Raw genomic sequence first — 26,403 nt, forward strand, 5'->3', positions numbered from 1 at the left:
AGATGGTTTTAAGGTGTTTACAGGACGCTTGTTGTGAAGGTGTCATAATTTGAATCTAGGCTTAGATTGAATATTTAACATATGCATAAAATGCAATCAATGTGACGGCAAAGGCAAGTATCAGGTAAAATATGTGCCCATCGCTTAACCTCACCAAATAAGGTTTATCATTATGGCTTCTCAATTGGCAAACGCCATTCGTTTTTTGTCAGCAGATGCAGTTCAACAAGCAAACTCAGGTCACCCAGGCGCACCTATGGGCATGGCGGACATGGCTGAAGTGTTGTGGAATCAATTTTTGCGTCACAACCCAAACAATCCAAAATTCGCTAACCGTGACCGTTTCGTGTTGTCAAACGGACATGCGTCGATGTTGATTTATTCTTTGTTGCATTTGTCTGGCTACAACGTTTCTATTGATGATTTGAAAAACTTCCGCCAATGGCACAGCAAAACCCCAGGCCATCCTGAATACGGTTACACCGATGGTGTGGAAACCACCACAGGTCCTTTGGGTCAAGGTATTGCCAATGCGGTGGGCATGGCGTTGGCAGAACAATTGTTGGCCAAAGAATTCAACCGCGAAGGCTTTCCGATTGTCGATCATTACACTTATGTATTCTTGGGCGATGGTTGCTTGATGGAAGGCATTTCGCACGAAGTGGCGTCTTTGGCAGGCACTTTAGGTCTGGGAAAATTGGTTTGCTTGTACGACGACAACAACATTTCTATCGACGGCAAAATCGACAACTGGTTTAGCGAAAACGTACCACAACGCTTTGAGAGCTATGGCTGGCATGTGGTGGCAAATGTTGATGGTCATGATGCCAAAGCGGTGGCAGCAGCGATTGAAGAAGCTAAACAAAATAGCGACAAACCGTCAATGATTTGCTGCAAAACCTTGATTGGCAAGGGCGCAGCGAACAAAGAGGGCAGCCACAAAACGCATGGTGCACCTTTGGGTGCGGACGAAATCGAAGCCACACGCAAGGCTTTGGGTTGGAATTACGGCGCGTTTGAAGTGCCTGAAGAAGTGTACGCGGCTTGGAATGCCAAAGAGCGCGGTGAGGCTTTGGAAAGCGCGTGGAACGAGTTGTTCGCGTCTTACCAAGCACAATATCCAGAATTGGCAGCAGAATACTTGCGCCGTGAAAACGGCCAATTGCCTGAGAATTTTGATGCGCATATTCAGAACGCATTGGCTGAAATCTCTGGCAAAGCTGAAAAAATCGCCACTCGCAAAGCCAGCCAAAACGCGATTGAAGTGTTGGCGCAAGTGTTGCCTGAGTTGGTGGGTGGTTCTGCCGATTTGACACCATCGAATTTGACCGACTGGTCTAACTCTGTGTCGGTAACGCGCGACAACGGCGGTAACTACATTCATTACGGCGTGCGTGAGTTTGGCATGAGCGCCATCATGAATGGCATGAATTTGCACGGCGGCTTGCGTCCGTTTGGCGGCACGTTCTTGATGTTCAGTGAATACGCGCGCAATGCTTTGCGTATGGCAGCGTTGATGAAAACCAATACTTTGTTTGTGTACACGCACGACTCGATTGGTTTGGGCGAAGATGGCCCGACGCACCAACCGATTGAACAAATCGCCACTTTGCGCATGATTCCTAACATGAAAGTTTGGCGTCCTTGCGACACGGCCGAATCTTTGGTGGCTTGGTCTGAAGCGATGAAAGCGAAAACCAGCCCAGCTTGCTTGATTTTCAGCCGTCAAAACTTGCCGTTCGTGGCGCGTGACGAAGCGACTTTGGCGAACATTGCCAAAGGCGGTTATGTTATCAAAGCATCCGAAAGCGAAGCACAAGCGGTCATCATCGCGACGGGTTCGGAAGTTGAATTGGCATTGAACGCGCAAGCGGCTTTGGCACAAGAAGGCGTGAATGTGAACGTGGTGTCTATGCCATCGACCAATGTGTTTGATGCACAAGACAAAGCTTACCAACAATCTGTGTTGCCAAAAGGCTTGCCACGCGTGGCGGTTGAAGCGGGTGTGTCGGACTTCTGGCGCAAGTATGTTGGCTTGGACGGCGCGGTGGTTGGCATCGATCACTTCGGCGAATCTGCCCCTGCTGACATCTTGTTCAAAGAGTTTGGCTTTACCACGGAGAATGTGGTGGCGGCTGTTAAATCGGTCTTGTGATTTGATTATATGTGTTGCTAATAAATCAATAATATAGATATATAAATTATTTGATTTGAGTATTTTGAAAGCGTCCTGTAAGGTTTACAGGACGCTTTTTGATTGCACATCAAATAATAAATAGAATATAGGAATGTTTTGTGTGAATTTTGATCAGTTAATTTTTGATTTGAAAGGATTGCCTGCAACAACAGCCGCCCATGAAATCACGATGTTTGAAAGACTTGATGTCAATCGTTATGAAAACGTTAGTTCTAAAATGTTGGAATTTTTATTTCAAATTGATGAACAGCATGAGATTGGGAATTTAGCATTGCTTGCGTTGTTGGAAGAGGCAAAAATTCAATATGAACATATGCCAAAGGGTACAGAGGTTTTGTCTGAAGTTCATGCTAAATCAAGTCAACATGATAATTTAGGATTCATTGATTTGGTTGTGCATACATCTGAATTCAGTTTGATCATTGAAAATAAAGTCAGACATATATTGAATAATCCGATTGATGTCTATCAATTATTTGTAAAACAACAATACACTAAAAAAAATAGTTACAGTGGTAAAAACCATTTTATATTGATGGCGATTGATAAGCCTAAAAAAATTCCCAAAAATTATGTATTTGTCAGTCATGAGAGTTTTTGTTTGAATTTAAAATCCAAACTTGAGGAGTTTTTTCAAAATACAGAAAAAAACCGCTACTCTTATTTTATTGAAGATTACATAAAAGCGATGATTAAAATGTCCAATACTCAAATCAATCATGATAAAAAAAGTTTTTTTAAACTGGTTACAGAGCATTACAATGAAATTGATGAAATTCAAACTAGAAAAAAGAATGTATTTGATGTCACGAAAAGTTATCTTACAGAAATAATAGAGGAATCAAACTACAAGGAAGATTTTTTTCAAAATGTTAAGATAAAAGAAATGATTCTATTTCTTGGAAATATAAAGGAAGTTTTTTATATTCAGATACTATTAAAAAAGTATTGAATGGCAGTCAAATTACGCTTGGAGTAGGTACCTTAGTTTATGGCGTATCTATATCTATTGTGATGTATGACAATCGTCGTAAAAAGTATTACTCAATAGAAGAAATTCAAGAAGCTTTAAAAGACATTAGATTTATTGCCTCTCATAAACAACATGAGCAAGATTTTGATGGTGAATTGATTGTTGAAAATTATTCGTATGAAGATTTTGATGCGAAAATGGTTGCTAATCGAATAGATTTCTATATTGATAAAATTCAGAATTTGAATCTTGAAAAGTGAAAATAGTGTTTTAAAAATTATTTAAGAAAAATAAATTCAATCAGAGTTTTGTTTGATAAAAAAGCCGTCCTGTAACTTTTACAGGACGCTTATTTATGTTTTGAACAACAAAAATCATTTATTTTATTTCAAACCCAACTACCCACAACGGTAAAACGTTTCTTGTGGCAAAGCACCGACTTTCAAAGCGTCGTCTTTGAGGCTGTAGTGGTAGGAATAGGCTTTGTAGATGCGCGATTCGTTTGGTTTGTTGTTGTCGGCGATGTATTCACGGCGGCTGGTGCCGCGGATGACCGAGTCGGAGTGTTCGCGAAAGCGAAGCGTGTCTAAATTGATGCGCACGGTGTGACCTTTGGCGCTGAAATGGTGGTGGACGATTTGCTCAGGCGAAATGTCAATTACATGCAGTTTTTTAGCATTATCAAAATTGGCATGGGCAAAACCATTTTGGCAAACAACATCGCGCTCGCTTGGACTGGCAATGTTCACCCATGTGTCTTGAAAGGTTGCGGGAATGGTGTTTTTGCTTTGGGCAAAAGCACTGTTGGCGCACAAAATCAAACTGGCACTCAAACCTAAAATCCATGCTTTCATGGGAAAATCCTTATCTTGTTTGGCAAGCAATCAGCCTTTTAGAAGCCATCATGACAAATAAGTTCTGAAACATAGAAGGCAAGCATCCTGAAATTTTGTGTTTGGATGGGCGCAGTGTATGTATTGCAATGGAATAAATATGCCTAATTGTCATATAATGCGGCGATTGTGTGAATTTGAAAACAAAACAAATACAACAGGAAATGGCAATGGGTAAGCGTTCGATAGTAACAAGTTGGTGGCTGATTTTGGCTTTGGGTTTGGGTGGATGTGATTACATCAGTGCGCTGCAAGGCAAAAAAGTATCGTGTTCCGATCCAACAGGTCAAACTTTGGTGCATGACATCATCAAAGAGCAAGCACAAAAACACTTGCAAGCCTATGTGGGCGACGATGGCAAACGCCGTTTTGATTTGGCCAATATTCGCGCGTCGGTGTCGCAATTGCAATACGCTTTGCAAAGCATTCGTACCAGCAAGGAAGACCCCAACAGCAGTAAGGTGTTTTGTGAGGCGGAATTGGCGTTGACGGTGCCAACGAAGGTTTTGGATGATGCGAACATGTCGCTAGAAGAAATGGGTGGCGTGGACAGTACGGTGGAAGAAACCTTGTTGCGTTATGGCTTTAAAAAGTCGGGCAATGCCGCGAACGTGTACCAAGCGACGGTTTTGTATTCGGTGCAACCAACGGATGATGGCAAACAAGTGTATGCGCAAGTGGACAATGCAGAAGATTTGGCCGAAGGCGTGAGCGATGTGTTGCATGCTTCGATGAGCAAATTGATGGTTTTGGAGGCTAAAAACAAAGAGCAAAAAGCGCAAGCTGAAGCCGAGGCCGAAGAAATACGCTTGCAACAAGAAGCGGATGCTGCGATACAAAAAGAAATTTTGGCCGAAGAAGCGCGTGTGCGTGGCATAGAGTTGGCGGAAGAGGCGGAGCAAAAAGCCCGTTTGAAACAAGTACAAGAAGAAAACAAATTGTACAAACAGCAATTGAATCGCATTTGGTCAGGTTTGGATGCGGATATTCAAGCCCAAATTGAAGGCGCACAAAAAGCTTGGGTAGATGAAAAAGCAGCGGCCTGTAAAAAAGAATCGCTCAGCACTTATGGCACTGAAACAGAATTGGAAATAGTGCGTTTGCAATGCGACAGCAAATGGGTACAAAAACGTGTTCGTGAATACCAAGCGGCTTTTTAATTGAAATATGTGGTTGGATAAGCGTCCTGTAAATGTTTACAGGACGCTTTTTTATGACGCAAAGCCTGTTAATGCCGCAACGCCTGTCTCAGGATTCAGAACATCATAAGAAAATCCTGCTGCAATGAGGGTATTGGCAAGCTCTGTATGCCAATGGTCGGCATGAATCCATGCTTGGGCTTGATAGGCATTCCAATACAAAACGGGTAGATGTTGTTGTAAGGCATTTAAAAATGCTGCATCTGAGGATTGTAAAACCAGAAAATGGCGAGGCTCTAGTGGTATCAAACCGATGTGATAGCCTTTGCTGCGGCTAAAGCGCAGGTATTTGACTTTAGCTAGCGCATGGGCCACTGTTTTCATGGGTTTTAACGGGATTTTGATGGGTAATTTGAGGCTTGTATCGGCAGTGACACTGATGCGAAACAGTTTTAAATTCAAGGCTTGAATTTGGTCACGAATGGCTAAATCGGTCTGGCTCATGGTTAAGATAGGCTGCAAAACCCACAGTATAACAGCTTGATTTACATATTTTTAAATTCAATTGGGCGTGGTTTAATCTTTTGAATGGATTGTGTTTTTTGAAATGTCACTTTAATTAAGGTGTATGCCATGACAGATGGAGGTCTCAATGGTGTGTAGAGCAGCGGAAGCTTTGAACTTTTAAGGCAGCTATTTGACCAATGGTGTGACTTTTAACATTCTAAATGTATGCAGTGTGGGATAAGAGCTGGGTGGTAAGCTGCATCATAAATCCAATACAAGAGGTGAAACATGGACTTAAAAAAGATTTATCGAGAGCTAAAAGAGGTGAAAAGCAATCCTGCCGTGAGCATCTTTGTGCCAACTCACCGTACTTTTCCTGACAATGAAGCAGATTCTATTCAACTGAAAAATGCTTTGTCTGAAACCGAAAAACGTTTGTTAGAACATTATGAAAAACGCTTGGTGTGGGATGTGATGGGACACATCAATCAGAAGTTCGAAAACCATGATCACAATTACAATTTGGACACCTTGGCTATTTTTGCCACGCCAGACCAAGCTGAGGTATACAATTTCCCATTTCATGTTGTGCCACGGGTGATTTTTGATGACAATTTTGCTTTGCGCGATGTGATACGTGAAGATTTGCAATCGCAGCATTATTATTTGCTGACGGTGTCTTGGAGCGAAGCGAATTTGTACGAAGTGTTCAATGGTGCGGTAGTGAAAACCTTTACAGGCGAAGACAAGCTGCTAGATAACGTGAGTTTCCCAATTGCAAACACGCTGTTCAAAGAAAAAACTTCTGACGACCAAGCCAATAGCATTGCCAAAGAGAATTTATACCGTGAATATTTGAATCGTGTTGACAAGAGCATGCAAGAAATCCACAAATCTTTGGCTTTGCCTGTGTTTGTGGCAGGTGATGACAAGGCAGTGGCTTTTTATCAACAAGAAAGCGACAATTTGAGTATTGTAGCAGGGTCATTGACGCAAACTGAAAATGTGGAATGGGATGTGCGTTTATTGATTCAGGATTTACAGCCAGTTCTGGATGAATATCAGTTGAATCAAGAAAAAGCGGCGGTTGATTTGATTGGTCAAACCCGTGGTCAAAATTTGCTGATGGCAGATTTGGCGTCTATTTATCGCAGTGCCAAAGAAGGGCGTATTGATACGTTGTTTGTGCGCAAAGGTTATGTGGCACCTGCTCAAGTGGATGCAGAAACCTTAGATGTGGTGGTCAATTTGGCTGAAGGCGAAACGCCAACCACTGATGATGTGGTCGATGATTTGATTGATGCGGTGTTAAATACCAGCGGTAATATTGCCTTTATCCGACCTGAATTGTTTGATGAGGGTGAAAATGTTTTGGCAAAATTGCGTTATTAATACGATGTCAGAAGAACAGCCTTAGGGCTGTTTTTTTATGTTGTCTTGGTACCTAAAGACAGATGCGAGGATGGCAATATGGATTGCGGTACAATGGCGCAAAATAAGGAGAAAATGATGCGCATTTTTGTATTGATGTGGATGGTTTTATTGAGCTTATTGCTCAATGGCTGTGCGATGGTGTCTTTAAAACAGCAGACCAATGCCGATTATATTGCCATCAAACGAGATGATGTATTGAGTAAAGGTGTGCTCAGTGAAGCTAGCATGACAACGGTTTCGGTGGTTGGATTGGCTCGTGCAGAATGTGAAAAAAAACTACCCGAATGTATTGAAAAAATTGCTGCTTTAGAAGAAACCGAAGCAGACATGCGTTTGGCTGCTTTGTCTGAATTGTGGTTGTTGCAAGCCAAAAGTTTAGAGAAAAACAAACAGCCATTTGAAACCATACAAGATGCTTTGTTAGAAAGTGCTCGTTATGCGTATGCGTATTTGTTTTTTGGTAGCCGTGACCCCAAACAACGAGTGTTAGAGTCACGCCAAACGCAAATTGTGGAATATTATAATTATGCCATACAACAATTTGTGGGCAATAATGCCAAGCGGTATGCGGTGGAAGATTGGCGCGAACTGGCGGAAACAGGGCAAATGCAATTGGGTAAATGGCGTTTGCAAAGCGATATGAGCCAATTGAATTTGCCAGATGGCATGGCTTGGCCAAAAGACATTGTTATTGCCTCCAATCTAAAATTTGCAGGTTTGCGCAATGTGTATCAGCGTGATGGCTTTGGTGCAGAATTGGTCGCGATTTTAGACGATGAGCCGTTACTGCAAACAGACCAACCTTTTAGCGAAACCAATACAGCACCTGCCACATTGATTGTGCATTTTCAAGGTCAGAATTTAGATGAAGTTTTACAAACTCATGATTTAAACATTCAATCTTTTGATCCTTTTACTTATGACAGCATCACCATTAATCATAAAAAAGTGCCATTGGCAGCCAATTTTACTGCGCCTTATGGGGTGTGGTTGGCTGAGTCTGGTTTTGCTAAGCAAGCGATTAAAACCTTATTGGGGCGAGATGGTGGTATTGAAAAGCCACATGTGTTTTTGATGCAGCCGTATGATCCGAACAAGCGTATTTTATTGATGGTGCATGGCTTGGCCAGCAGTCCTGAGGCTTGGGTGAATATGGCCAATGAGATTTTAGGCGATGTGAAGCTGCGCCAAACTTATCAAATTTGGCAAGTATATTATCCGACCAATATGCCGATTGTTTTGAATCATGTGGCGATACGCCATATTGTGAATGAAACGATGCAACATTTTGATCCGCAGGGAAAAAACATTGCTTCACAGAATATGGTGCTAGTAGGGCATAGCATGGGCGGTGTCATTGGACGCATGATGATTGCCAATGATGGTGGTGCTTTGGATGAGTGGTTTAAAGAAGCTTTGGGTGTAGATAAGATTCCACCACGCATATTGCCTTTGGTACGCTTTGAGCCGATGCCACAAATTGGTCGAGTGGTTTTTATCGCGGCACCGCATCAAGGGACGCAAATGGCTGGCGGCAAAGTGGGGCGGTTGATTGGCAGCGTGGTGCGTCTGCCATTTAGAACATTGCAAACGCTAGAACAAAGTTTGGCCGATGCATTTTCCAACAATCGACGAGATTTATTGCGTTTGCAAAAAGATGGGATTTTTGTGCCCAATAGCATTGATAATTTGGATGAAAAAAACCGTTTTGTCATAGCTAATCGCAATATTCGGATTTCAGAGACCATTCCTTACCATTCTATTATTGCCCAACGTAAGCCTAACGTGCCTTTAGAACAAAGCAATGATGGGGTAGTGCCTTATTTGAGTGCCCATTTGGCGCATGCACAATCTGAAAAAGTGATAGTAGCGGCAGATCACAGCGTTCAAGAGCATCCGCAAGCCATTTTAGAAATCAGGCGAATTTTGAATGAGGACATGAAAACATTGAGCCGTTAATGTGATATCAAGCACCAGATAAGATACAAGCGTCCTGTAAGGTTTACAGGCCGCTTGATGTATGTGTGATGGTCTTGTGTGAGGATTTTGAGCTTGGTTTGTTGTGCGTAAATATTTTGACAAAACAAACTGCTTTATTTATGCTGTGTCTTGAATCATCCAGATTTGGTGCTGTGCACCATGCCAACCTGCCAACTCGGGCAAGGTGGACGTAAAGATGAGGTTGAGTGAATCAACAACAAAGCGAGTTTGTTAATGATACTGTGGCCTTCCTCTTTTGATGGAAGGTTTTTTTTTGGTGATTTATCTTAACTTGCGACCAATCAAACGCTAAATCAAGAAAGAAAATACGATGAATACTTATTGTAATATTGCGGCTTTAAATTGTGACATTGTTTTCAAAACCATTGAACATTCACACGTTGTGGGGGTGTGGTGGGTCAATCCTGTGCAATGCTCACAAATATTACACCTTGGGCAATACCATGTGCAAGAAGATGCGTGGTGTGATGGTTTGAGCGGTGGCATACATGGTTTAAGCGATGAGGCTTGTTTGAAATTACGCCCTGCGGTGCGTCTGAATGTGTCTGATTTGATTGAGATTCGAGCACAAGCCCAAGTGTTGTTTGGTCAGCGCAAAGCGATGGCGGCATAATATCCCAACACAAAAGCCCAAAGTATCGAGGTACTTTGGGCTGTATATTGATATCAGTGTGCTGATTATTGGCGGGTTAGTTTGGCATCTTCAGATGCATCATGATTCAAAATATGTTGAATCACTTCTTTGAATGCATCAATGGATTGGGCTCCTGCCACCGCCAAACGGCCATCAAAACCAAAAAATGGCACGCCTGTGATGTTTAATTCTTGTCCTGATGCTTTATCTACTCGCACTGCCGTAGCAAATGCTTGGCTTTGTAATGCTTTTTGCGTGGCAGTATGGTTTAAGCCCGCTTCAGTAGCCAAATCAGCTAGAACATCGATATGATTGATATTCAAACCACGATTGAATACCGCATCAAATAAAAGTTGGTTTATAGCGTGACCTTGCTCACTACCAATGCTGTTGGCGTATTGCTGTAATTGGTGAGCCAAGAAAGTATTGCCATAATAGGCTTGTTCAAAATCCATTTTCAGGCCGCAGCTTTCGCCAATCTTTGCCAACTGTCCACATTTTTCAGCCGCTTGTTCGGCGCTGACTTGGAATTTTTGTTGTAACACATCGTAATGATGGCTAGGACCATCGATAGGATAGGTTGGGTCTAATTCAAAACTGCGCCAAACAAATTCGGCTTCTACTTGCAGTTCAGTTAAGGCTTGCAATAAATTGGCTTTGCCGATATAGCAAAACGGGCAGACATAATCTGACCAAATTTCAATTTTCATCATGGTTCATTGCTTTAGTGACATCATCAAGACTCAAACATACCACAACACGCTTTAATACGCAGTTATTGTATTTAAATCAAATTTGGACATTTGTTTGATTCTGTTCAGTAGTCACAAACGGGAGTATCATGATTTTGCTAACCAATGTCATAAATGGATTACATTAAGCGCAGCAGTCAATGAAATATAGAAAAATAATATGAATTGGATCAATTATCTACAAAGAGGGTTGAAAATGACGAAGCAATATCTGCATGATCTCAATCAACGTGGTATGACGGCATATATTACCCATGGTAAGTGTTTGGAACACAATATGGGTGAGGGCCATCCTGAAGGACCTGAGCGTTTGGCTGCCATTAAAGACCGTTTGATGGCTTCGCAAATTTTCGACTTTTTGCATGAAATTGAAGCACCCGAAGTCAGTGATATTCAATTATCACGTGTGCATACACCGCGTTATTTGTCTTATTTGGAATCGGTACAGCCGCATGTGGGCACGTTTCGTGTCGACACCGATACGGCGATGAACAGTGCGACTTTGAATGCTGCCAGACACAGTGCAGGAGCGGTGATTAAGGCGGTTGATATGGTCATGAAAAAGCAAGCACCGAATGCATTTTGTGCCATTCGTCCGCCAGGACACCATGCTTGCAGCGACAAAGCCATGGGTTTTTGTTTTTTCAATAATGTGGCTGTTGGGGCGATGCATGCCATTGCTGAGCATGGTTTGGAGCGGGTGGCGATTTTGGATTTCGATGTGCATCATGGTAATGGCACAGAAGAGATTTTCAAAGACGATGAACGGGTCATGTTGCTGTCTTTATTCCAACATCCATTTTTCCCGTATAGCGGCGACAAAGCCTTGGGCAGTAATCCCAATATTGTCAACACACCTTTAAAATCAGGCACGCATGGGCAAGAGGTGCGTGAAGTGGTCGCAGATTTGTGGCAATACAAATTGGAGGAGTTTCAGCCGCAAATGGTGTTTATCAGTGCAGGATTCGATGGGCATTTGGAAGACGATATGGGCAATTTTGGCTTGGTTGAAGCGGATTACAAATGGATCACTGAGCGCATTGTGAAGTGGTCAAAAAAATGGTGCGATGGGCGTATTGTGTCGGTTTTAGAAGGTGGTTATGATTTGTCCTCGTTGGCGCGCAGCGTGGCGGTACATGTCAAAGTTTTGGCAGATGCTTAAAAATTGATTGCTTAATATCCAGATATAAAAAGCGTCCTGTAAAGATTACAGGACGCTTTTTAATCATTTTAAACTTGGTTTAAGAGTTCAAAGCCTCTGCCAAATCAGCATCGTTCATCAAATTCAATGCTGCCAATGGGTCGTGGTTTTCGTCCACACCATCGATGGGTTTTTGGTCGCCATGCAATTTGATGGTCAAGCGCAAATCGTTGACCGAGTCGGCATTGCGCAAAGCCTCTTCGTATGAAATTTTGTCTTGCATATACAAATCAAACAAAGCTTGGTCAAAGGTTTGCATGCCCAATTCGCGCGATTTTTTCATGATTTCTTTGATTTCACCGGTTTCACCTTTGAAAATCAATTCAGAAATCAATGGACTATTGAGCATGATTTCAATTGCAGCTGCACGTCCTTTACCGCCTTTGCGTGGAATCAAACGTTGTGAAACCATGCCACGCAAATTCAAAGACAAGTCCATCAGCAATTGTTGGTGGCGTTCTTCTGGGAAGAAGTTAATGATGCGGTCAATCGCTTGGTTGGCGCTGTTGGCATGCAACGTGGCCAAACACAAGTGACCCGTTTCGGCAAACGCCATCGCGTGTTCCATCGTTTCCGCATCGCGAATCTCACCCATCAAAATCACATCAGGCGCTTGGCGCAAGGTGTTTTTCAAAGCAATTTCCCAATTGTCGGTATCAATGCCCACTTCACGCTGCATCACCACGCAGTTTTTGTGTGGATGTACAAATTCCACAGGGTCTTCGATGGTGATGATGTGACCGTGTGAGTTTTCATTGCGATAGTCTACCATCGCCGCGAGCGTGGTGGATTTGCCCGAGCCTGTGCCGCCCACCAAAATACACAAACCACGTTTGGCCATTACCACATCTTTTAAAATTTCAGGCACACCCAAACCATCAATGGTCGGCAATTCGGTTGGAATCACACGCAATACCATCCCTGCCGAACCTTGTTGTACAAAAGCATTGACACGAAAACGACCAATGCCATTGGGAGAAATGGCAAAATTACATTCTTTGGTGGTTTCAAATTCCTTGATTTGATTTTCCGTCATGATGGATTGAACCAATGCCAAAGTATGCGTCGCTGTTAAATTTTGCGGATCCATTTTGGTCATTTTGCCATCAATTTTCATAGCAGGAGGGTAGTTCACCGTAATGAATAAGTCACTGCTTTTTTTGGATAACATGAGTTTGAGCAATTCACAAACATATTGATAGGCTTGCTTGCGATCCATAGGTGGGATTTCCTTTACATTGATACAGCATTATTCCAGTAATACAAGTTTTATTTTGATATTTCGGATGGGATATTACTGGCAATTTTGGAAGTTTTAAATGAGTGGGAGTGATTTTTTATGAAAAACATATGGCGCTGATCGCTACCATTAATTAATTTGTCATTAATTAAAGTATTTTTAATATTGGATTTGTTTAATTTTGATTAAAAATCAATGCTTTAAATTCAAATAAAGCATGATGTTAAGTTGAATGGAAAAAAGAACAAATACCAATATTTGTTGCGGTATTTGTTCTTTTTTTAAACCGATGTGATCGATTAATGCATGTGCCAACCATGGCTGGCAATAAACGATTGCCCTGTTAAGGCTGAAGTAGGAAAGGCGGCTAAAAACAATGCCAATTGGGCGATGTCATCGGTGGTGGTGAATTCGCCATCTACGGTTTGACCGAGCATGACATTTTTAACCACTTCTTCTTCGCTGATACCACGTTCAAGCGCTTGTTCGGGAATTTGTTTTTCCACCAACGGTGTCTTAACAAAGCCCGGACACACCACATACGAACGCACATTGTGTGGTGCACCTTCTTTGGCCAAAGTCCGCGCCAAACCCAATAAACCATGTTTGGCGGTAACATAAGGCGCTTTTAAGGGCGATGCCAAATGCGAATGCACCGAACCCATGTAAATGACTGTGCTAGGTTCTGTTTGTTGGTGCATGTGTTTTAAGGCCGCTTGCGTGGTCAAAAATGCACCGCCTAAATGAATATTCAGCATTTTTTGCCATTGCGAATAAGGCATGTTGGCAATCGAATCGATGATTTGGATGCCTGCGTTGGATACCAAGATATCATAGCGACCAAATGCGTCGACCAATTTTTGTGTACCCGCTATCACTGCTTCTTCATTGGTGACATCCATTTCAATGGCAATGGCTTTGCCGCCTGCTGCGTTGATGGCATCGGCGGTGGCTTGTGCGCCAGCCAAATTCAAATCGGCAATGCCAACGGCTGCACCTGCTTGTGCAAAAGTTTCGGCAATGTCACGCCCAAGACCGCTTGCAGCACCTGTGACCAATGCTACTTGCCCTTGTAATTGAGTGCTTAATTGTGTTGGCATAAAGCTTCCTTTTTCAATATGTGAATGACAGTGCTTTGAGTATCAAACTGGCAATTGAGCGTCCTGTAAAGCTTACAGGACGCTTGATGGCTTGAATTTAAACTAAAACAGGGACGGCAGTAGCATTTTGTAAGTCTTCCAAACTCACGCCTTCTGCCAACTCTACCAATTTCACACCTTCAGTGGTAATGTCTAACACACCCAAATCGGTGATGATGCGGTTGACCACGCCTTTGCCGGTTAAAGGCAAAGTGCAACTTGGCAAGATTTTGGATTCGCCTTTTTTGGTGCAATGCTCCATCAACACAATCACGCGTTGTACGCCGCCTACCAAATCCATCGCACCGCCCATGCCTTTGACCATTTTCCCCGGTATCATCCAGTTGGCCAAATCGCCATTGCCCGCGACTTCCATCGCGCCCAAAATCGCCAAATTCACCGCACCACCGCGTATCATCGCAAACGATTCTGAGCTTGAAAAAAAGCTTGCGCCTTGGCGTGCGGTCACGGTTTGTTTGCCTGCATTGATTAAGTCGGGGTCTATGGTGTCTTCGGTAGGAAATTCGCCAATGCCCAGTAAGCCGTTTTCAGATTGCAACCACACATCCACGCCTTCGGGAATGTGATTGGCGACCAAAGTCGGCAAGCCTATGCCCAAATTCACATAAAAACCGTCCTGTAACTCTTGCGCAGCGCGTGCTGCCATTTGATCGTGTGTCCAAGCCATTGTGTATCCTTTCTTAAGCGTCACGCAAAGTGCGTTTTTCGATGCGTTTTTCAGGGTGGGCATTCACCACAATGCGTTGTACGTAAATGCCGGGCAAGTGAATGTGGTTGGGGTCTAATTCGCCAATTTCCACAATTTCTTCCACTTCCACAATGGTAATGCGTCCGCTCATGGCACATTCTGGGTTGAAATTTCGTGCCGTTTTATTGAAAATCAAGTTGCCCGCTTTATCGGCTTTTTGTGCTTTGACCAAAGCCACATCCGCGGTTAAGGTTTCTTCTAAAATGTATTCTTGACCGTTGAATATTTTAACGTCTTTGCCTTCGGCAATTTGTGTGCCTACGCCTGTTTTGGTGAAAAAGGCAGGGATACCAGCGCCGCCTGAGCGCAATTTTTCCGCCAAAGTGCCTTGTGGCGTCAATTCTACTTCCAATTCGCCTGCCAAATATTGGCGTTCAAATTCCTTGTTTTCACCGACATAAGAAGCAATCATTTTTTTAATTTGGCGGGTTTCCAACAGCAAACCCAAGCCAAAACCATCGACACCTGCGTTGTTGCTGATGCAAGTTAAATCGGTTTTGCCACTGTCACGCACTGCCACAATCAGACTTTCAGGAATGCCGCACAAACCAAAACCACCCACAGCCACAGTCTGACCGTCGGCAATGACATCAGCCAAAGCAGTGGCTGCATCAGGATAAAGCTTATTCATTCAGACTCCTCAATTTCTTTGATTTTCTTTGTAGGTATGAATTACGCAAAGTATTTTGCCAACTTTACTAGATGGAAACCTTAACACCGAATCAACAACATGGAAACCGTCTTATACAATTTCGATACATATTGTATCAAAATAAAAAGCCACTCTTGCGAATGGCTCAGTCGGTTGCTGTTTAAAAGCAGATGGATTAACGCTCGCTGACATGGCTCACAGCAGGCTCTGCTTGTGGCACAGGTACAGTGCTGTTTTTATCAGCCACTTGGCGGCGAGTGTGTTGTAAGGCTTGAAAGTTTTGCATTCTGCGACGGTGTTGCATGATCTCTATCCTTTTCTTATTTATTATCATTAATGGTTCAGATGCGTGGCATCTTAACCGTCATTGATGACAAAATCGTGACCAAATCAGTCTATAAAATCAATTGTCTGTCATCAACAGTTGGTTGCGCAGCTGTCTTGCTGCATCAATCAACTCTGTTGCTACCATACCAATAGGTCCAATCTGTTGTAAAGACAAAATTTCAGCTGCAACGCCATGTAACCACACAGCTGCGCAAGCCGCTTGAGCGCAATCCATGCCTTGAGCAAGCAAACTGACCATCATGCCAGCCAAAACATCACCACTGCCTGCCGTTGCCAAACCTGCATGACCACTTTCATTTAAATAGTATTGAGTATCAGTGATTTGTACCAAAGTTTGATAGCCTTTTAAGACGCTGATACAGTGGTATTGCTGATATAAATTTAAAGCAGCGAGCGTCCGCTGTGCTTGAATCTCAGCGGTTTGCTGTTGCAACAATCTTGCTGCTTCTGTGGGGTGAGGGGTGATGATGTGGTTTGAGTTTAATAAAGTGTGAAATTTTGTATACTTCGCCAATAAATTTAACGCATCCGCATCCCAAACAATGGGTTTGTGTAATTGATGTTCAGACAATGTTTGTAAAATATGGCAAGCATTGTTATCTGTACCCATTCCGCATCCTATAAGCCATGCGTTAATGTCTTGTTGTTGCAACAATTGTTGGGCAGTGTACAACATAATTTCAGGCTGGCTTTCCAAAACAGGCATAGGCAAGCTGTTTTGCACAAAGCCAATTTTGACTTTGCCTGCACCCAATTTCAGGGCGGCTTTGGCAGCCATAATGACCGAACCACTCATACCAACATTGCCGCCAATGATGCCAACTGTACCATGAGTGCCTTTGTGGCTGTCTTTTGCACGAGGTTTGAGCACATCAGGAAAATGTTGCTGCGCAAAACTGCGGTAAATATGCCAAGGAATGTTCATAAATGAAGCGTCCTGTAAATCAATGAGCTATAAAAAAAGCAGCCCGTAGGCTGCTTGCAAGCATACACTTTATTTTTTCAGTTGGGCATGTAAGTCTTGTGCCCATTGGTAAGCTTGATTAGCGTCCTGTGCCAATGTGGTGAAATGGCCCATTTTACGACCTTTACGAGCCGATTTTTTGCCATACAAATGCAAATGGCTGGCTGCGTGTTGTTGCAATGGCAACCAATTGGGTTCAGAACCATCTTCGCCCCACACATCACCCAAAATATTTGCCATAGTGCAAGGCGATAACAACGATGTGTCGCCAGGATTCAGGCCGCACATCAAACGCACTTGTTGTTGAAATTGATCGGTCACACAGGCATTGATGGTATGGTGTCCTGAATTGTGCGGACGAGGGGCGATTTCATTGACCACCAATTGTGCATCATCGCCCACCACAAACATTTCTACCGCCAATACGCCTACATAATTTAATTCATCTGCCAAGCGTTTGGCCATGTCTTTGGCTTGTTGTTGCAAAGATTCAGGCAAGCGTGCAGGCACAATCGAATATGCCAAAATGCCATCAATGTGTTCGTTTTCAGCAGGATCAAAACACATGCTGGTGTCGTTATTCAAACGACACACAATCACCGAAATTTCGCTACGCAAATCCACCATTTTCTCAAGTACACACGCCACGCCTTGGTGTTGTTTGAAAGCGGCCACCAATTCAGACAAGGTTTTGACACGAATTTGACCTTTGCCATCGTAGCCTAAAGTCGCTGTTTTCAAAATACCTGGTAAAAATGCTTCCGATGCATCGGAAATATCAGATTCTTGTTCTATCACTTGGTAAGGAGCGGTTTCCAAACCTGCTTTGCGTATCCATGCTTTTTCCAAAATGCGGTTTTGTGCAATGGCGACGCAATCGCCACTTGGAGAAACAATGGTGTGTTGTGCCAAAGAACGCATCGCATCGGCGCTAACATTTTCAAATTCAGTCGTCACTGCAGCACATTGCGCCAATTGTGCCAAAGCGGCTTCATCGGTGAAAGCGGCGCACAAATGTTCATCGGCAAATTCAGCCGCAGGTGCCAATGGATCTGGATCGAGTACCACCACTTGGTAGCCCATGGTTTTGGCTGCCACGGTGAACATGCGACCTAATTGGCCGCCGCCTAAAATGCCCAAACGAGCAGGAGGTAAGATGGGGGTAGAAATGTGCATGGTGTCGTTTACTTATTCAATTTGAAAATGCAGATAGGGTTTACAGGACGCTGATGACACCGCAACGCTGAGAGTGGTCAGGTGTACAAGCGTCCTGTAAGGTCTTACAAGTCAACAGCAGGTAAATCCATGGCCAAAACCGTGTCGGTTTGTTTTTGACGGAAGTCTGCTAATTTTTGAGCCAATTCAGGGTTTTCATTGGCAAGCAAAGAAATGGCAAACAAAGCGGCGTTCGCAGCACCCGCTTCACCAATGGCAAAAGTTGCTACAGGTACGCCTTTGGGCATTTGGACAATCGACAACAAAGAATCTTCACCACGCAAATATTTACTTGGTACAGGCACACCCAAAACAGGCAAAGTGGTTTTAGCCGCAACCATGCCAGGCAAATGCGCCGCACCACCTGCGCCTGCAATGATGGCTTTCAAACCACGTTCGCGCGCTTGTTCGGCATATTCAAACATCAAATCAGGGGTACGATGCGCTGACACGACTTTGCATTCAAAAGCCACACCAAATTCTTGTAAGAAGGCGGCGGCATATTGCATGACGTTCCAGTCACTGTTGCTGCCCATAATAATGCCCACTTGTACCATTAGAGTTTTCCTTAACTTATCGTAATTGCTGCGCAGCCATACGAGCGGCGGCGCTGTGAGGATAAAGCACACGCACACGTTTCCATGTTTCACGGGCGATGTCTTTTTGCTGCATATCGTATTGGCATTGACCAACACTGTAAAGCGCTTCCGCTGCCCGAATGTGGGTAGGGAAACGTTGTTGAAATTGGCGTCCGATGGTGATGGTGGACTCACATTGTTTGAGTTGTTTGTGCGACAGCATCAACAAATACATGCCGTTAATGGCATCAGTTGAGCCACTGCCACCACTGTTGTATGGCTTGAGAGTTTGTATGGCTTGGGCGTATTGTTTTTTTTGATATTGTGCATATGCACGAGAATAAGTGGCATCGTGCGGCAAGTCGTTGTGTGTTTCGATGTCAACGGTTTTGACATGAATGCGTTGATTTTTAGCAACGTGCTCCATGTTTTGATTCAAAGCCACTTGTTGGCGTTGCAAAGCACGCATTTGTTCTTGCATTAAAAACAGATTTTGCTCTAGCAATTTCACATGCTCTTGCAAAATTTCCACTTCATCAATGTCATCCATATCATCGTGATGTGCTGGTGCTACGGGAGTCGATGCAGATGCAGTGGGCAAAGGGGGCGTATGTGTGGAAGTGTTGAACGATGAAGGCGCCGTCATTTGGCTACACGCGTTGATGCTCATCATGGTTGCCAAAATCACACTCAAACGCCTTATCATGATGTCAACCTTGTGGATGTTTAATCAGTAAAGTCATGCCATCGCCAACAGGCAAGGTAATGGCCATGTAACGAGGATCTTGCGGCATATTGCGATTGAATTGCTGCAAAATCGCGACGCTCGGTGGACTGTGTTCATCAGCGTCCTGTAACACACGACCGCCTAGTAAAACATTGTCTATGGCAATGATGCCGCCATCTCGAACCAGTTGCAAACACAAGTCTACATATTCAGGTGTGGGCGCTTTGTCGGCATCAATGAATGCCATGTCAAACGTGCCTGCCATGCCTTCGTCTAGCAACTCTTCTAAACTGAATAAGGCAGGCTGTAAACGCAATTGAATTTTATCGCTGACACCTGCTTCTTGCCATGCTTCTTGTGCCAAAGCGGTGAAGCTGGCATTCAAATCACAGGCAACAATGCGGCCATCTTCAGGCAAAGCCAAAGCCATCGCAGTGCTGCTATAGCCTGTGAACACGCCCAATTCTAAATAACGTTTCACGCCTGTGAGCTTGGCTAACCATACCAATAATTGCGCTTGCTCAGGTGCCAAACTCATTTTGCCCAAGCGATGACCTTCGTTGCGCTCACGCAAGCGTTTTAAAATGTTCGGTTCGCTAGGACCAATAGCATGTAAATATTGCGCCAATTCAGGAGCAATACTCCAAGAAGCCACTGTCACAACAATTACTCAGCGCTAGGTTGGTAAGTGTAAGCTGGCTTTGGCAATTCAGCGGCTTCGAAGTCGGCTTGTTCTTCGTTTTTCAAAGTCACGTCCCACAATTTGGCACGATTGGTCAGGCGCTCAGCGGCCACATCTGGATTTTGCTCCAAGTATTCATTCATGAATTTGGTGAAATCTGATTGGTAATTGTACATAGTTGGCTCTGTCTTATCATGCTCAAGCTATGGCTTGAGCCAGCAAAAAATAAAGGCGTATTATAACCAAACTTCAGGCCACTAGGTAGCAGCTTGCAGCATAAATTGGCGTGGTTCGCATGAAAACCGAGCAATTGACGTATAATGAGCCCACTATATTTACTGTGATGCTGTTTGCCAGCATCGATACACATGAATTCAAAAAAGAAGTTATCCCCTTTGTTGACCACTGATTTACCATCGTTACCTGTCCATATTTGGGATGGTAATGAGTTTGGTTTGAGCTTGTCGCGCCTAAGCCATGCAGCGCAAAAAGTGGTCAAACAATTACATCAATCTGGCTATGATGCCATGGTGGTCGGCGGCGGTGTACGTGATTTATTGGTGGGTCAATCGCCTAAAGATTTTGATATCGCTACCAATGCCACGCCAGAAGAAGTCAAGGCAGTGTTCAAACGCAGCCGCATTATTGGTCGCCGTTTTCGCATTGTGCATGTGATGATGGGTGCTGAAACCATCGAAGTGACTACTTATCGTGGTGGCGATCAGATGCAGCAAAATGAGCAAGGTCGCATCATGCGTGACAACACGTTTGGCTCGCAAGCTGAAGACGCTTTGCGTCGTGATTTTACATGCAATGCTTTGTATTACGATGCCATCGCCAATCAGGTTATTGATTATCATCATGGTATGGCGGACATTCAAAAACGCCGCTTGGTGATGATAGGCGAGCCTAAGCAGCGTTTTCGCGAAGACCCTGTGCGAGTGTTGCGTGCTTTGCGTTTGTCGACCAAATTAGGCTTTGAATTGGATGATGCCATCGCCAACGTGATGGCAGAGTGTGCGCCGTGGCTTGCCGCTGAACCGCCTGCACGTTTGGTCGATGAGTTGATCAAATTGTTATTGTCTGGTCATGCTTTGGCGTGTTTGCAAAATGTTCGCCGTTTTGGCATACAAGCGAATGTGCATCCGTTTTTACAAGTATTGATGACACAAGACTTGAACGAGCCTTTTATTCAGTTGGCTTTGAAAAATACCGACTTGCGTATCAAACAAGGCAAACATGTGTCGGTAGGTTTTTTATTGGCAGCATTGTTGTGGCCTAAAGTGCGAGACCAGTGGCAATTTTTTATAGCAAGCGGCCTGAAAAAATCTATGGCTTTGAGTGCGGCTGTGGAATCAGTGCGAGAAGAACTCGATGGTAGTCGCTGGGGTTTGCCACATCGTATGACGGCTATGTGCCGTGAGATTTGGCAATTGCAATCGCAATTTGACAATCAAAAAGGTCAGCGTCCTTATCGCTTGATTGCACAACCACGTTTCAGAGCGGCGTACGACTTTTTGTTGTTGCGCTATGAGGTAGGAGAAGCTGATACTGAGGCGGCGCTGTGGTGGCAGCGTTTCCAAGAAGTATCGACTCATGAACGTGAGGCCATGGTGGGTACTGCGGCGCGCCCTTATTCCGAAGCGGTAGAAGCAGTGGTTATAGAACAACCTAAAAAACGCCGCCGTCGCCGTCGTCCGAAAAACACTTCTATGATTCATGAAAATTAAACTATGTTGAAATATACTGCTTTGATTGCTTTGGGCAGCAATTTGTCTGAGCCTGTTGCTCAAGTGCAACGAGCCATTGATTGCTTGAAAAAGCATAATGCAATTGACATTATTGCGTCCTCTCGTTTATACCGTACAGCGCCTGTAGGTTATTTAGATCAGCCTGACTTTATTAATGCTGCAGTGCAAATAGAAACCACGCTTGAACCCATGTTATTGTTACAACTTCTGAATCAAGTTGAAGCAGATTTTGGACGTGAGCGGACATTTCAAAATGCGCCACGTACTTTGGATTTAGATATCATTGATTACGCAGGTCAAATTTGGAATACAGAGCGTTTGACTTTACCGCATCCTCGCGCGCATGAGCGTGGTTTTGTATTGATGCCTTTACATGACATTGTGCCAAATGTTTATTTAGGTGAAAAAGGCAGTGTTGCGGATTTATTGGCGCAAGTAGATGTCAGTGACATTGAGTGTTTGCACGATGTAATGTGAAGTAAATACAATAACTTGGATAGAAACGGGAGTTGAGTGATGGATTACCGCTATTTGGTCGTAGAAGGTTCAATTGGAAGTGGTAAAACGGCTTTGAGTCGTAAATTGGCCGAGCGTTTTGAGTGCGAGCTGCTGAGTGAGGCCCCAGAGCAAAACCCGTTTTTGACCAAGTTTTACTTGAATGCGACGAATCATGGTTTGGCTACACAATTGCATTTTTTGATGGAGCGAGCTGCGGCGGCGACCATGGTTTTAGAAGAAGATCGCCAACAACAACGGGTTGTCAGTGATTTTTTATTGGAAAAAGATCAAATATTTGTGCCAATTGTCTTGCAAGATGATGAGGCGACCTTATATTGGCAAGTCAAACAGCAAGTTTTGCCTGAATATCCGGTACCGGATTTGGTCATTTACTTGCAAGGCAAGCAAGATGCGAATAAACATTCGGGTAGTACTGCACAATCAGCGCATTATAAATTATTCCCGAATGGTTATATGAAACAAGTGGATGAGGAATACAGCCATTTTTTCCATTTGTACACTCATGCACCTTTGTTGATTGCCAATACCGATGAATTGGATTTCATTCACAATGAAGACCATTTTCAAATGTTGCTCGATACCATGCACAATATGCGTGGTTCACGTCATTATTTGAATTTGAATGAAACCACCACGTATTAAAAAATATAAAGAGTCACGATGATTACTGTAAGTACTTTATTAAAAATGAAACAAGCTGGTGAAAAAATCACCATGTTAACTTGTTATGAAGCCAGTTTTGCCCGCTTGATGAGTGATACTGGTGTGGATATGTTACTCGTGGGCGATTCTTTAGGCATGACGGTACAAGGTCATGATTCTACTTTGCCAGTTTCTTTAGCAGATATGGTTTATCACACCAAAGCGGTGGCACGCGGTAATCAAAATGCGATGATTGTGACGGATTTGTCGTTTGGCTCTTATCAGCAAAGCAAAGAGCAAGCATTTGCAGCCGCTTCTGAATTGATGGCGGCAGGTGCGCATATGGTCAAATTAGAAGGTGGTGCTTGGATGGCTGAAACCACTGAATTTTTGCAAATGCGTGGCATTCCTGTGTGTGCACACATTGGTTTGACGCCACAGTCTGTGCATGCGTTTGGCGGTTACAAAGTACAAGGTAAAGGCGATGTGGCTGCCAATGCTTTGAAAGCCGATGCCCAAGCCCATGCGGATGCAGGTGCTGCTTTGGTATTGATGGAATGCGTACCAGCGGCTTTGGCTGCTGAAGTGACTGCTTCTTTGGCTTGCCCGACCATCGGTATTGGTGCTGGCGTCGATTGTGATGGTCAAGTATTGGTGATGCACGATATGTTGGGTGTGTATCCTGGCAAAACGGCACGCTTTGTACGCAATTTTATGCAAGGACAAAACAGCATTCAAGATGCAGTCAAAGCTTATGTGGATGCGGTCAAAAAATCTGAATTCCCTGCTGCAGAGCATCAATTTAGCGAGTAAGATAAAGTTTATCTGAGCAAAATCAGGCTACCAATGAATTATTGGTGGCCTTTGTCTTTCATAAAATAGGATATCGTGATGCAAATTATCACAAGCATTCAGGATTTACGCGCTTGGCGCAAAGCAGCGGGCGTGGTGGCATTTGTGCCAACCATGGGCAATTTACATGATGGTCATTTGGCTTTGGTGACCGAGGCGAAGAAACATGCTGAAAAGATTGTGGTCAGCATTTTTGTGAATCGTTTGCAATTTGGTCAAGGTGAAGACTTTATGTCTTATCCTCGCACGTTGGATGTTGATGCTGAAAAGTTACAGGCCGCTGGTGTGGATGTGTTGTTTGCGCCCAATGAAATGGAATTGTATCCACATGTGAGCCAACACTATAATGTGGAACCACCAAATATTCAAAATGAATTATGTGGTGTGTTCCGACCGGGTCATTTCCGTGGTGTGGCAACAGTGGTAACCAAATTATTCAATATTGTCAAACCTGATGTCGCTTGTTTTGGCAAAAAAGATTACCAGCAATTGGCGGTGATTCGAGGCTTTGTTGAAGACTTGAATATGGACATTAAAATTGTTGGCGTGGATACAGGTCGTGCGGCGGATGGTTTGGCTTTGTCCAGTCGCAATGGGTATTTGAGTGAAGCCGAACGCGCGCAAGCGCCACAGTTGTATCAAGCTTTGACACAAATGGCTGCCCAAATTCGTTCAGGCCGCCAAGACTATGCCAAACTGGAGCAACAAGCAGTCAAAACTTTGACGGAACAAGCTTGGGTTGTGGATTACGTGGAAGTACGCAATACGCATGATTTACAGGTCGCTCATGCGGGCGATGCTCACGTGGTGATTGTGGCAGCGGCTCGTTTAGGCAACACGCGTTTGATTGATAATTTAGAAATACATTTAGAAGGGTAAGTGATGAATTGCAAGCAATGGATGGTAGCGGCGGTAGTGTCGGCAATGGCTATGCCTGCATGGGCGGTGACAGAAACCAATTTGGTTGGAAGTTGGGCAATGCCCGTGCCAAACAATGCTCAATGTTCTGAATATTATCGTTTTGAAGCCGATGGAAATTTGCAAATTAACAGCGCTTTAGAGCGTATCAGCGCGCGCTATGAAGTGAAAAATACAGCGGGATTGCCGCAAATGAATGTGGTGTTTGTAGAAGACAATGGCATGGTAGATTGTTTTGGAAACGGTGCTAACCAATCAGGTCAAAGTACCACCCATTTTTTAAAATGGGAAAACGCCAATCATGTGCGTTATTGCTCTGATGCATTGGGTCAAAACTGTCCTGTGAGTTTGTACCGTCAGTAAATGTATGGATTAAACCAAGCCATCTTTGTGAAAAGGTGGCTTTTTTGTATTTTTGTACAGAAATGTACTAAAACCATGCTTCAATCATGTTCAGTGTGAAAACAGGATTTAGCATCGCTTGTGTGGATTGCTTAAAGCATAAACAGAGGCTTATGTTACAATAACGCCATTATTTAAGACTAAAGATTTTCAGGACGCCTTATGAGTTTGAAATGTGGCATCGTTGGCTTGCCTAACGTGGGTAAATCAACTTTATTCAATGCATTGACCAAAGCCGGCATCGAAGCGGCAAACTACCCATTTTGTACCATTGAGCCTAATGTCGGCATCGTAGAAGTACCCGATGCACGCATGGATGATTTGGCTAAAATTGTGAATCCGCAAAAAATGCAACCTGCGATTGTAGAGTTTGTGGACATTGCTGGTTTGGTAGCAGGTGCGAGCAAGGGCGAAGGTTTGGGTAACCAATTTTTGGCCAATATCCGTGAAACCGATGCGATTGTGAACGTGGTACGTTGTTTTGAAGACGACAATATTATTCACGTAGCAGGCAAAGTGGACCCGATTTCTGACATCGAAACCATCGGCACCGAATTGGCTTTAGCGGATTTGGCATCGGTTGAAAAATCGATTTTGCGTGAAGGCAAAAAAGCCAAATCTGGCGATAAAGATGCACAAAAATTGGTAGCAATTTTAGAACGTCTGCAAGCGCATTTGGACCAAGGTCAACCTGTGCGTTCGGCAGGTTTGGATGCGGATGAGTTGGCGATTATCAAGCCGATTTGTTTGTTGACGGTGAAACCTGCGATGTATGTGGCAAACGTGTCAGAAGACGGTTTTGAAAACAATTCATTGTTGGATGCTTTGACCGAATTGGCGAACAAAGAAGGTGCGCCTGTGGTAGCGGTTTGTGCGGCAATGGAAGCGGAAATTGCGGATTTGGATGATGCGGACAAGAACGAATTTTTGCAAGAAATGGGCTTGGAAGAACCTGGTTTGAATCGTTTGATTCGTGCTGGCTATGATTTGTTGGGCTTACAAACTTATTTCACCGCTGGTGTGAAAGAAGTGCGTGCTTGGACGATTCACAAAGGTGATACTGCACCACAAGCGGCAGGCGTGATTCACACTGACTTTGAACGTGGTTTCATTCGTGCGCAAGTAATTGCATTTGATGATTACATCGCTTTGGGTGGTGAGGTGAAAGCCAAAGAAGCTGGTAAGATGCGCGCTGAAGGCAAAGAATATGTGGTGGCAGATGGTGATGTCATCAACTTCTTATTCAATGTGTAAAGCATTGTGAAAAAAAGCGC

The 26,403-nt window shown here is 43.8% G+C and carries 29 protein-coding genes and 1 riboswitch; of the genes, 15 read left to right on the forward strand and 14 right to left on the reverse strand.

The window, feature by feature from the left end; genetic code table 11:
• The first annotated feature begins 172 nt into the window (after window positions 1-172).
• From tkt to H150_RS0102050, 3 genes are all read left to right on the forward strand, one after another.
• On the forward strand, window positions 173-2,155 hold the full coding sequence (gene tkt, locus H150_RS0102040; RefSeq protein ID WP_019957379.1) for a transketolase: 1,983 nt from the start codon (window positions 173-175) through the stop codon (window positions 2,153-2,155).
• A 142-nt stretch (window positions 2,156-2,297) separates the two neighbouring features.
• On the forward strand, window positions 2,298-3,149 hold the full coding sequence (locus tag H150_RS0102045) for a PD-(D/E)XK nuclease family protein (RefSeq protein ID WP_019957380.1): 852 nt from the start codon (window positions 2,298-2,300) through the stop codon (window positions 3,147-3,149).
• Window positions 3,146-3,430, forward strand: a complete 285-nt coding sequence (locus H150_RS0102050; RefSeq protein WP_019957381.1) for a hypothetical protein — start codon at window positions 3,146-3,148, stop codon at window positions 3,428-3,430. Before H150_RS0102045 ends, H150_RS0102050 begins: the two co-directional genes overlap by 4 nt.
• A gap of 138 nt (window positions 3,431-3,568) precedes the next feature.
• Here H150_RS0102050 and H150_RS0102055 read toward each other — a convergent pair whose 3' ends face one another.
• The gene (locus H150_RS0102055) at window positions 3,569-4,024 is read right to left on the reverse strand and encodes a hypothetical protein (RefSeq protein WP_019957382.1); all 456 of its coding nucleotides are present in this window, start codon (window positions 4,022-4,024) and stop codon (window positions 3,569-3,571) included.
• 170 nt (window positions 4,025-4,194) lie between these two features.
• Here H150_RS0102055 and H150_RS0102060 point away from each other — a divergent pair, with 170 nt between their 5' ends.
• Window positions 4,195-5,223, forward strand: a complete 1,029-nt coding sequence (locus H150_RS0102060; protein WP_155970372.1) for a hypothetical protein — start codon at window positions 4,195-4,197, stop codon at window positions 5,221-5,223.
• 51 nt (window positions 5,224-5,274) lie between these two features.
• Here H150_RS0102060 and H150_RS0102065 read toward each other — a convergent pair whose 3' ends face one another.
• The gene (locus tag H150_RS0102065) at window positions 5,275-5,706 is read right to left on the reverse strand and encodes a hypothetical protein (protein ID WP_019957384.1); all 432 of its coding nucleotides are present in this window, start codon (window positions 5,704-5,706) and stop codon (window positions 5,275-5,277) included.
• Window positions 5,707-5,997: 291 nt separating this feature from the next.
• Here H150_RS0102065 and H150_RS0102070 point away from each other — a divergent pair, with 291 nt between their 5' ends.
• The 3 genes from H150_RS0102070 (at window position 5,998) to H150_RS0102080 (ending at window position 9,757) form a co-directional block, all read left to right on the forward strand.
• Complete coding sequence (locus H150_RS0102070) at window positions 5,998-7,101, forward strand: AOC03_06830 family ribosome hibernation factor (protein ID WP_019957385.1); 1,104 nt, start codon at window positions 5,998-6,000, stop codon at window positions 7,099-7,101.
• A gap of 78 nt (window positions 7,102-7,179) precedes the next feature.
• Window positions 7,180-9,102, forward strand: a complete 1,923-nt coding sequence (locus H150_RS0102075; protein ID WP_019957386.1) for an esterase/lipase family protein — start codon at window positions 7,180-7,182, stop codon at window positions 9,100-9,102.
• A gap of 150 nt (window positions 9,103-9,252) precedes the next feature.
• Window positions 9,253-9,355, forward strand: a riboswitch (SAM-I-IV-variant riboswitch).
• 99 nt (window positions 9,356-9,454) lie between these two features.
• Window positions 9,455-9,757 (forward strand): hypothetical protein, encoded by a 303-nt coding sequence (locus H150_RS0102080; protein WP_019957387.1) that lies wholly within the window; start codon window positions 9,455-9,457, stop codon window positions 9,755-9,757.
• A gap of 65 nt (window positions 9,758-9,822) precedes the next feature.
• Here the strand turns inward: H150_RS0102080 and H150_RS0102085 are convergent, their stop codons facing one another.
• Window positions 9,823-10,491: a DsbA family oxidoreductase gene (locus H150_RS0102085; protein WP_081619525.1), complete on the reverse strand. Its 669-nt coding sequence runs from the start codon at window positions 10,489-10,491 to the stop codon at window positions 9,823-9,825.
• A gap of 235 nt (window positions 10,492-10,726) precedes the next feature.
• On the opposite strand from H150_RS0102085, the gene H150_RS0102090 reads away from it, so the two are divergent.
• Window positions 10,727-11,692 carry a histone deacetylase family protein gene (locus H150_RS0102090; RefSeq protein ID WP_019957389.1) on the forward strand — a complete coding sequence of 322 codons (966 nt, stop codon included), beginning with the start codon at window positions 10,727-10,729 and terminating at the stop codon, window positions 11,690-11,692.
• 79 nt (window positions 11,693-11,771) lie between these two features.
• On the opposite strand, the gene H150_RS0102095 is transcribed toward H150_RS0102090, so the two are convergent.
• From H150_RS0102095 to H150_RS0102145, 11 genes are all read right to left on the reverse strand, one after another.
• Window positions 11,772-12,950 (reverse strand): PilT/PilU family type 4a pilus ATPase, encoded by a 1,179-nt coding sequence (locus H150_RS0102095; RefSeq protein ID WP_019957390.1) that lies wholly within the window; start codon window positions 12,948-12,950, stop codon window positions 11,772-11,774.
• Window positions 12,951-13,270: 320 nt separating this feature from the next.
• Window positions 13,271-14,071 carry a 3-hydroxybutyrate dehydrogenase gene (locus H150_RS0102100; RefSeq protein WP_019957391.1) on the reverse strand — a complete coding sequence of 267 codons (801 nt, stop codon included), beginning with the start codon at window positions 14,069-14,071 and terminating at the stop codon, window positions 13,271-13,273.
• A 97-nt stretch (window positions 14,072-14,168) separates the two neighbouring features.
• Window positions 14,169-14,798: a 3-oxoacid CoA-transferase subunit B gene (locus tag H150_RS0102105; protein WP_019957392.1), complete on the reverse strand. Its 630-nt coding sequence runs from the start codon at window positions 14,796-14,798 to the stop codon at window positions 14,169-14,171.
• A 13-nt stretch (window positions 14,799-14,811) separates the two neighbouring features.
• On the reverse strand, window positions 14,812-15,510 hold the full coding sequence (locus tag H150_RS0102110; protein WP_019957393.1) for a CoA transferase subunit A: 699 nt from the start codon (window positions 15,508-15,510) through the stop codon (window positions 14,812-14,814).
• Between the two features lie 196 nt (window positions 15,511-15,706).
• Window positions 15,707-15,835, reverse strand: a complete 129-nt coding sequence (locus H150_RS15365) for a hypothetical protein (RefSeq protein WP_019957394.1) — start codon at window positions 15,833-15,835, stop codon at window positions 15,707-15,709.
• A 99-nt stretch (window positions 15,836-15,934) separates the two neighbouring features.
• Window positions 15,935-16,804, reverse strand: a complete 870-nt coding sequence (locus H150_RS0102120) for an NAD(P)H-hydrate dehydratase (protein WP_019957395.1) — start codon at window positions 16,802-16,804, stop codon at window positions 15,935-15,937.
• A 69-nt stretch (window positions 16,805-16,873) separates the two neighbouring features.
• Complete coding sequence (locus tag H150_RS0102125) at window positions 16,874-18,019, reverse strand: 5-(carboxyamino)imidazole ribonucleotide synthase (protein WP_019957396.1); 1,146 nt, start codon at window positions 18,017-18,019, stop codon at window positions 16,874-16,876.
• A gap of 104 nt (window positions 18,020-18,123) precedes the next feature.
• Complete coding sequence (gene purE, locus H150_RS0102130; protein WP_019957397.1) at window positions 18,124-18,615, reverse strand: 5-(carboxyamino)imidazole ribonucleotide mutase; 492 nt, start codon at window positions 18,613-18,615, stop codon at window positions 18,124-18,126.
• A gap of 16 nt (window positions 18,616-18,631) precedes the next feature.
• On the reverse strand, window positions 18,632-19,342 hold the full coding sequence (locus tag H150_RS14675) for a tetratricopeptide repeat protein (protein ID WP_081619526.1): 711 nt from the start codon (window positions 19,340-19,342) through the stop codon (window positions 18,632-18,634).
• A gap of 4 nt (window positions 19,343-19,346) precedes the next feature.
• The gene (locus tag H150_RS0102140; protein ID WP_019957399.1) at window positions 19,347-20,024 is read right to left on the reverse strand and encodes a class I SAM-dependent methyltransferase; all 678 of its coding nucleotides are present in this window, start codon (window positions 20,022-20,024) and stop codon (window positions 19,347-19,349) included.
• A 5-nt stretch (window positions 20,025-20,029) separates the two neighbouring features.
• Window positions 20,030-20,221, reverse strand: a complete 192-nt coding sequence (locus H150_RS0102145; protein ID WP_019957400.1) for a DUF3460 family protein — start codon at window positions 20,219-20,221, stop codon at window positions 20,030-20,032.
• 192 nt (window positions 20,222-20,413) lie between these two features.
• Between H150_RS0102145 and pcnB the strand changes: the two genes are divergently transcribed.
• The 7 genes from pcnB to ychF all read left to right on the forward strand — a co-directional run bounded on the left by pcnB (window position 20,414) and on the right by ychF (window position 26,383).
• Window positions 20,414-21,775 (forward strand): polynucleotide adenylyltransferase PcnB, encoded by a 1,362-nt coding sequence (gene pcnB, locus H150_RS0102155; protein WP_155970376.1) that lies wholly within the window; start codon window positions 20,414-20,416, stop codon window positions 21,773-21,775.
• Window positions 21,776-21,778: 3 nt separating this feature from the next.
• Window positions 21,779-22,273 (forward strand): 2-amino-4-hydroxy-6-hydroxymethyldihydropteridine diphosphokinase, encoded by a 495-nt coding sequence (gene folK, locus H150_RS0102160; protein ID WP_019957403.1) that lies wholly within the window; start codon window positions 21,779-21,781, stop codon window positions 22,271-22,273.
• A gap of 39 nt (window positions 22,274-22,312) precedes the next feature.
• Complete coding sequence (locus H150_RS0102165) at window positions 22,313-22,957, forward strand: deoxynucleoside kinase (RefSeq protein WP_019957404.1); 645 nt, start codon at window positions 22,313-22,315, stop codon at window positions 22,955-22,957.
• Window positions 22,958-22,975: 18 nt separating this feature from the next.
• A complete protein-coding gene (gene panB / locus H150_RS0102170) occupies window positions 22,976-23,770 on the forward strand; it encodes a 3-methyl-2-oxobutanoate hydroxymethyltransferase (RefSeq protein ID WP_019957405.1) in 795 nt (264 codons plus the stop codon).
• A gap of 78 nt (window positions 23,771-23,848) precedes the next feature.
• On the forward strand, window positions 23,849-24,688 hold the full coding sequence (panC, locus tag H150_RS0102175) for a pantoate--beta-alanine ligase (RefSeq protein WP_019957406.1): 840 nt from the start codon (window positions 23,849-23,851) through the stop codon (window positions 24,686-24,688).
• Between the two features lie 3 nt (window positions 24,689-24,691).
• The gene (locus tag H150_RS0102180) at window positions 24,692-25,090 is read left to right on the forward strand and encodes a hypothetical protein (RefSeq protein WP_019957407.1); all 399 of its coding nucleotides are present in this window, start codon (window positions 24,692-24,694) and stop codon (window positions 25,088-25,090) included.
• Window positions 25,091-25,291: 201 nt separating this feature from the next.
• Window positions 25,292-26,383, forward strand: coding sequence for a redox-regulated ATPase YchF (gene ychF / locus H150_RS0102185; protein WP_019957408.1), 1,092 nt, complete (start codon window positions 25,292-25,294; stop codon window positions 26,381-26,383).
• Window positions 26,384-26,403: the final 20 nt, after the last annotated feature.

This window comes from Vitreoscilla stercoraria DSM 513, from assembly GCF_000382305.1.
Taxonomy (GTDB): Bacteria; Pseudomonadota; Gammaproteobacteria; order Burkholderiales; family Neisseriaceae; genus Vitreoscilla; species Vitreoscilla stercoraria.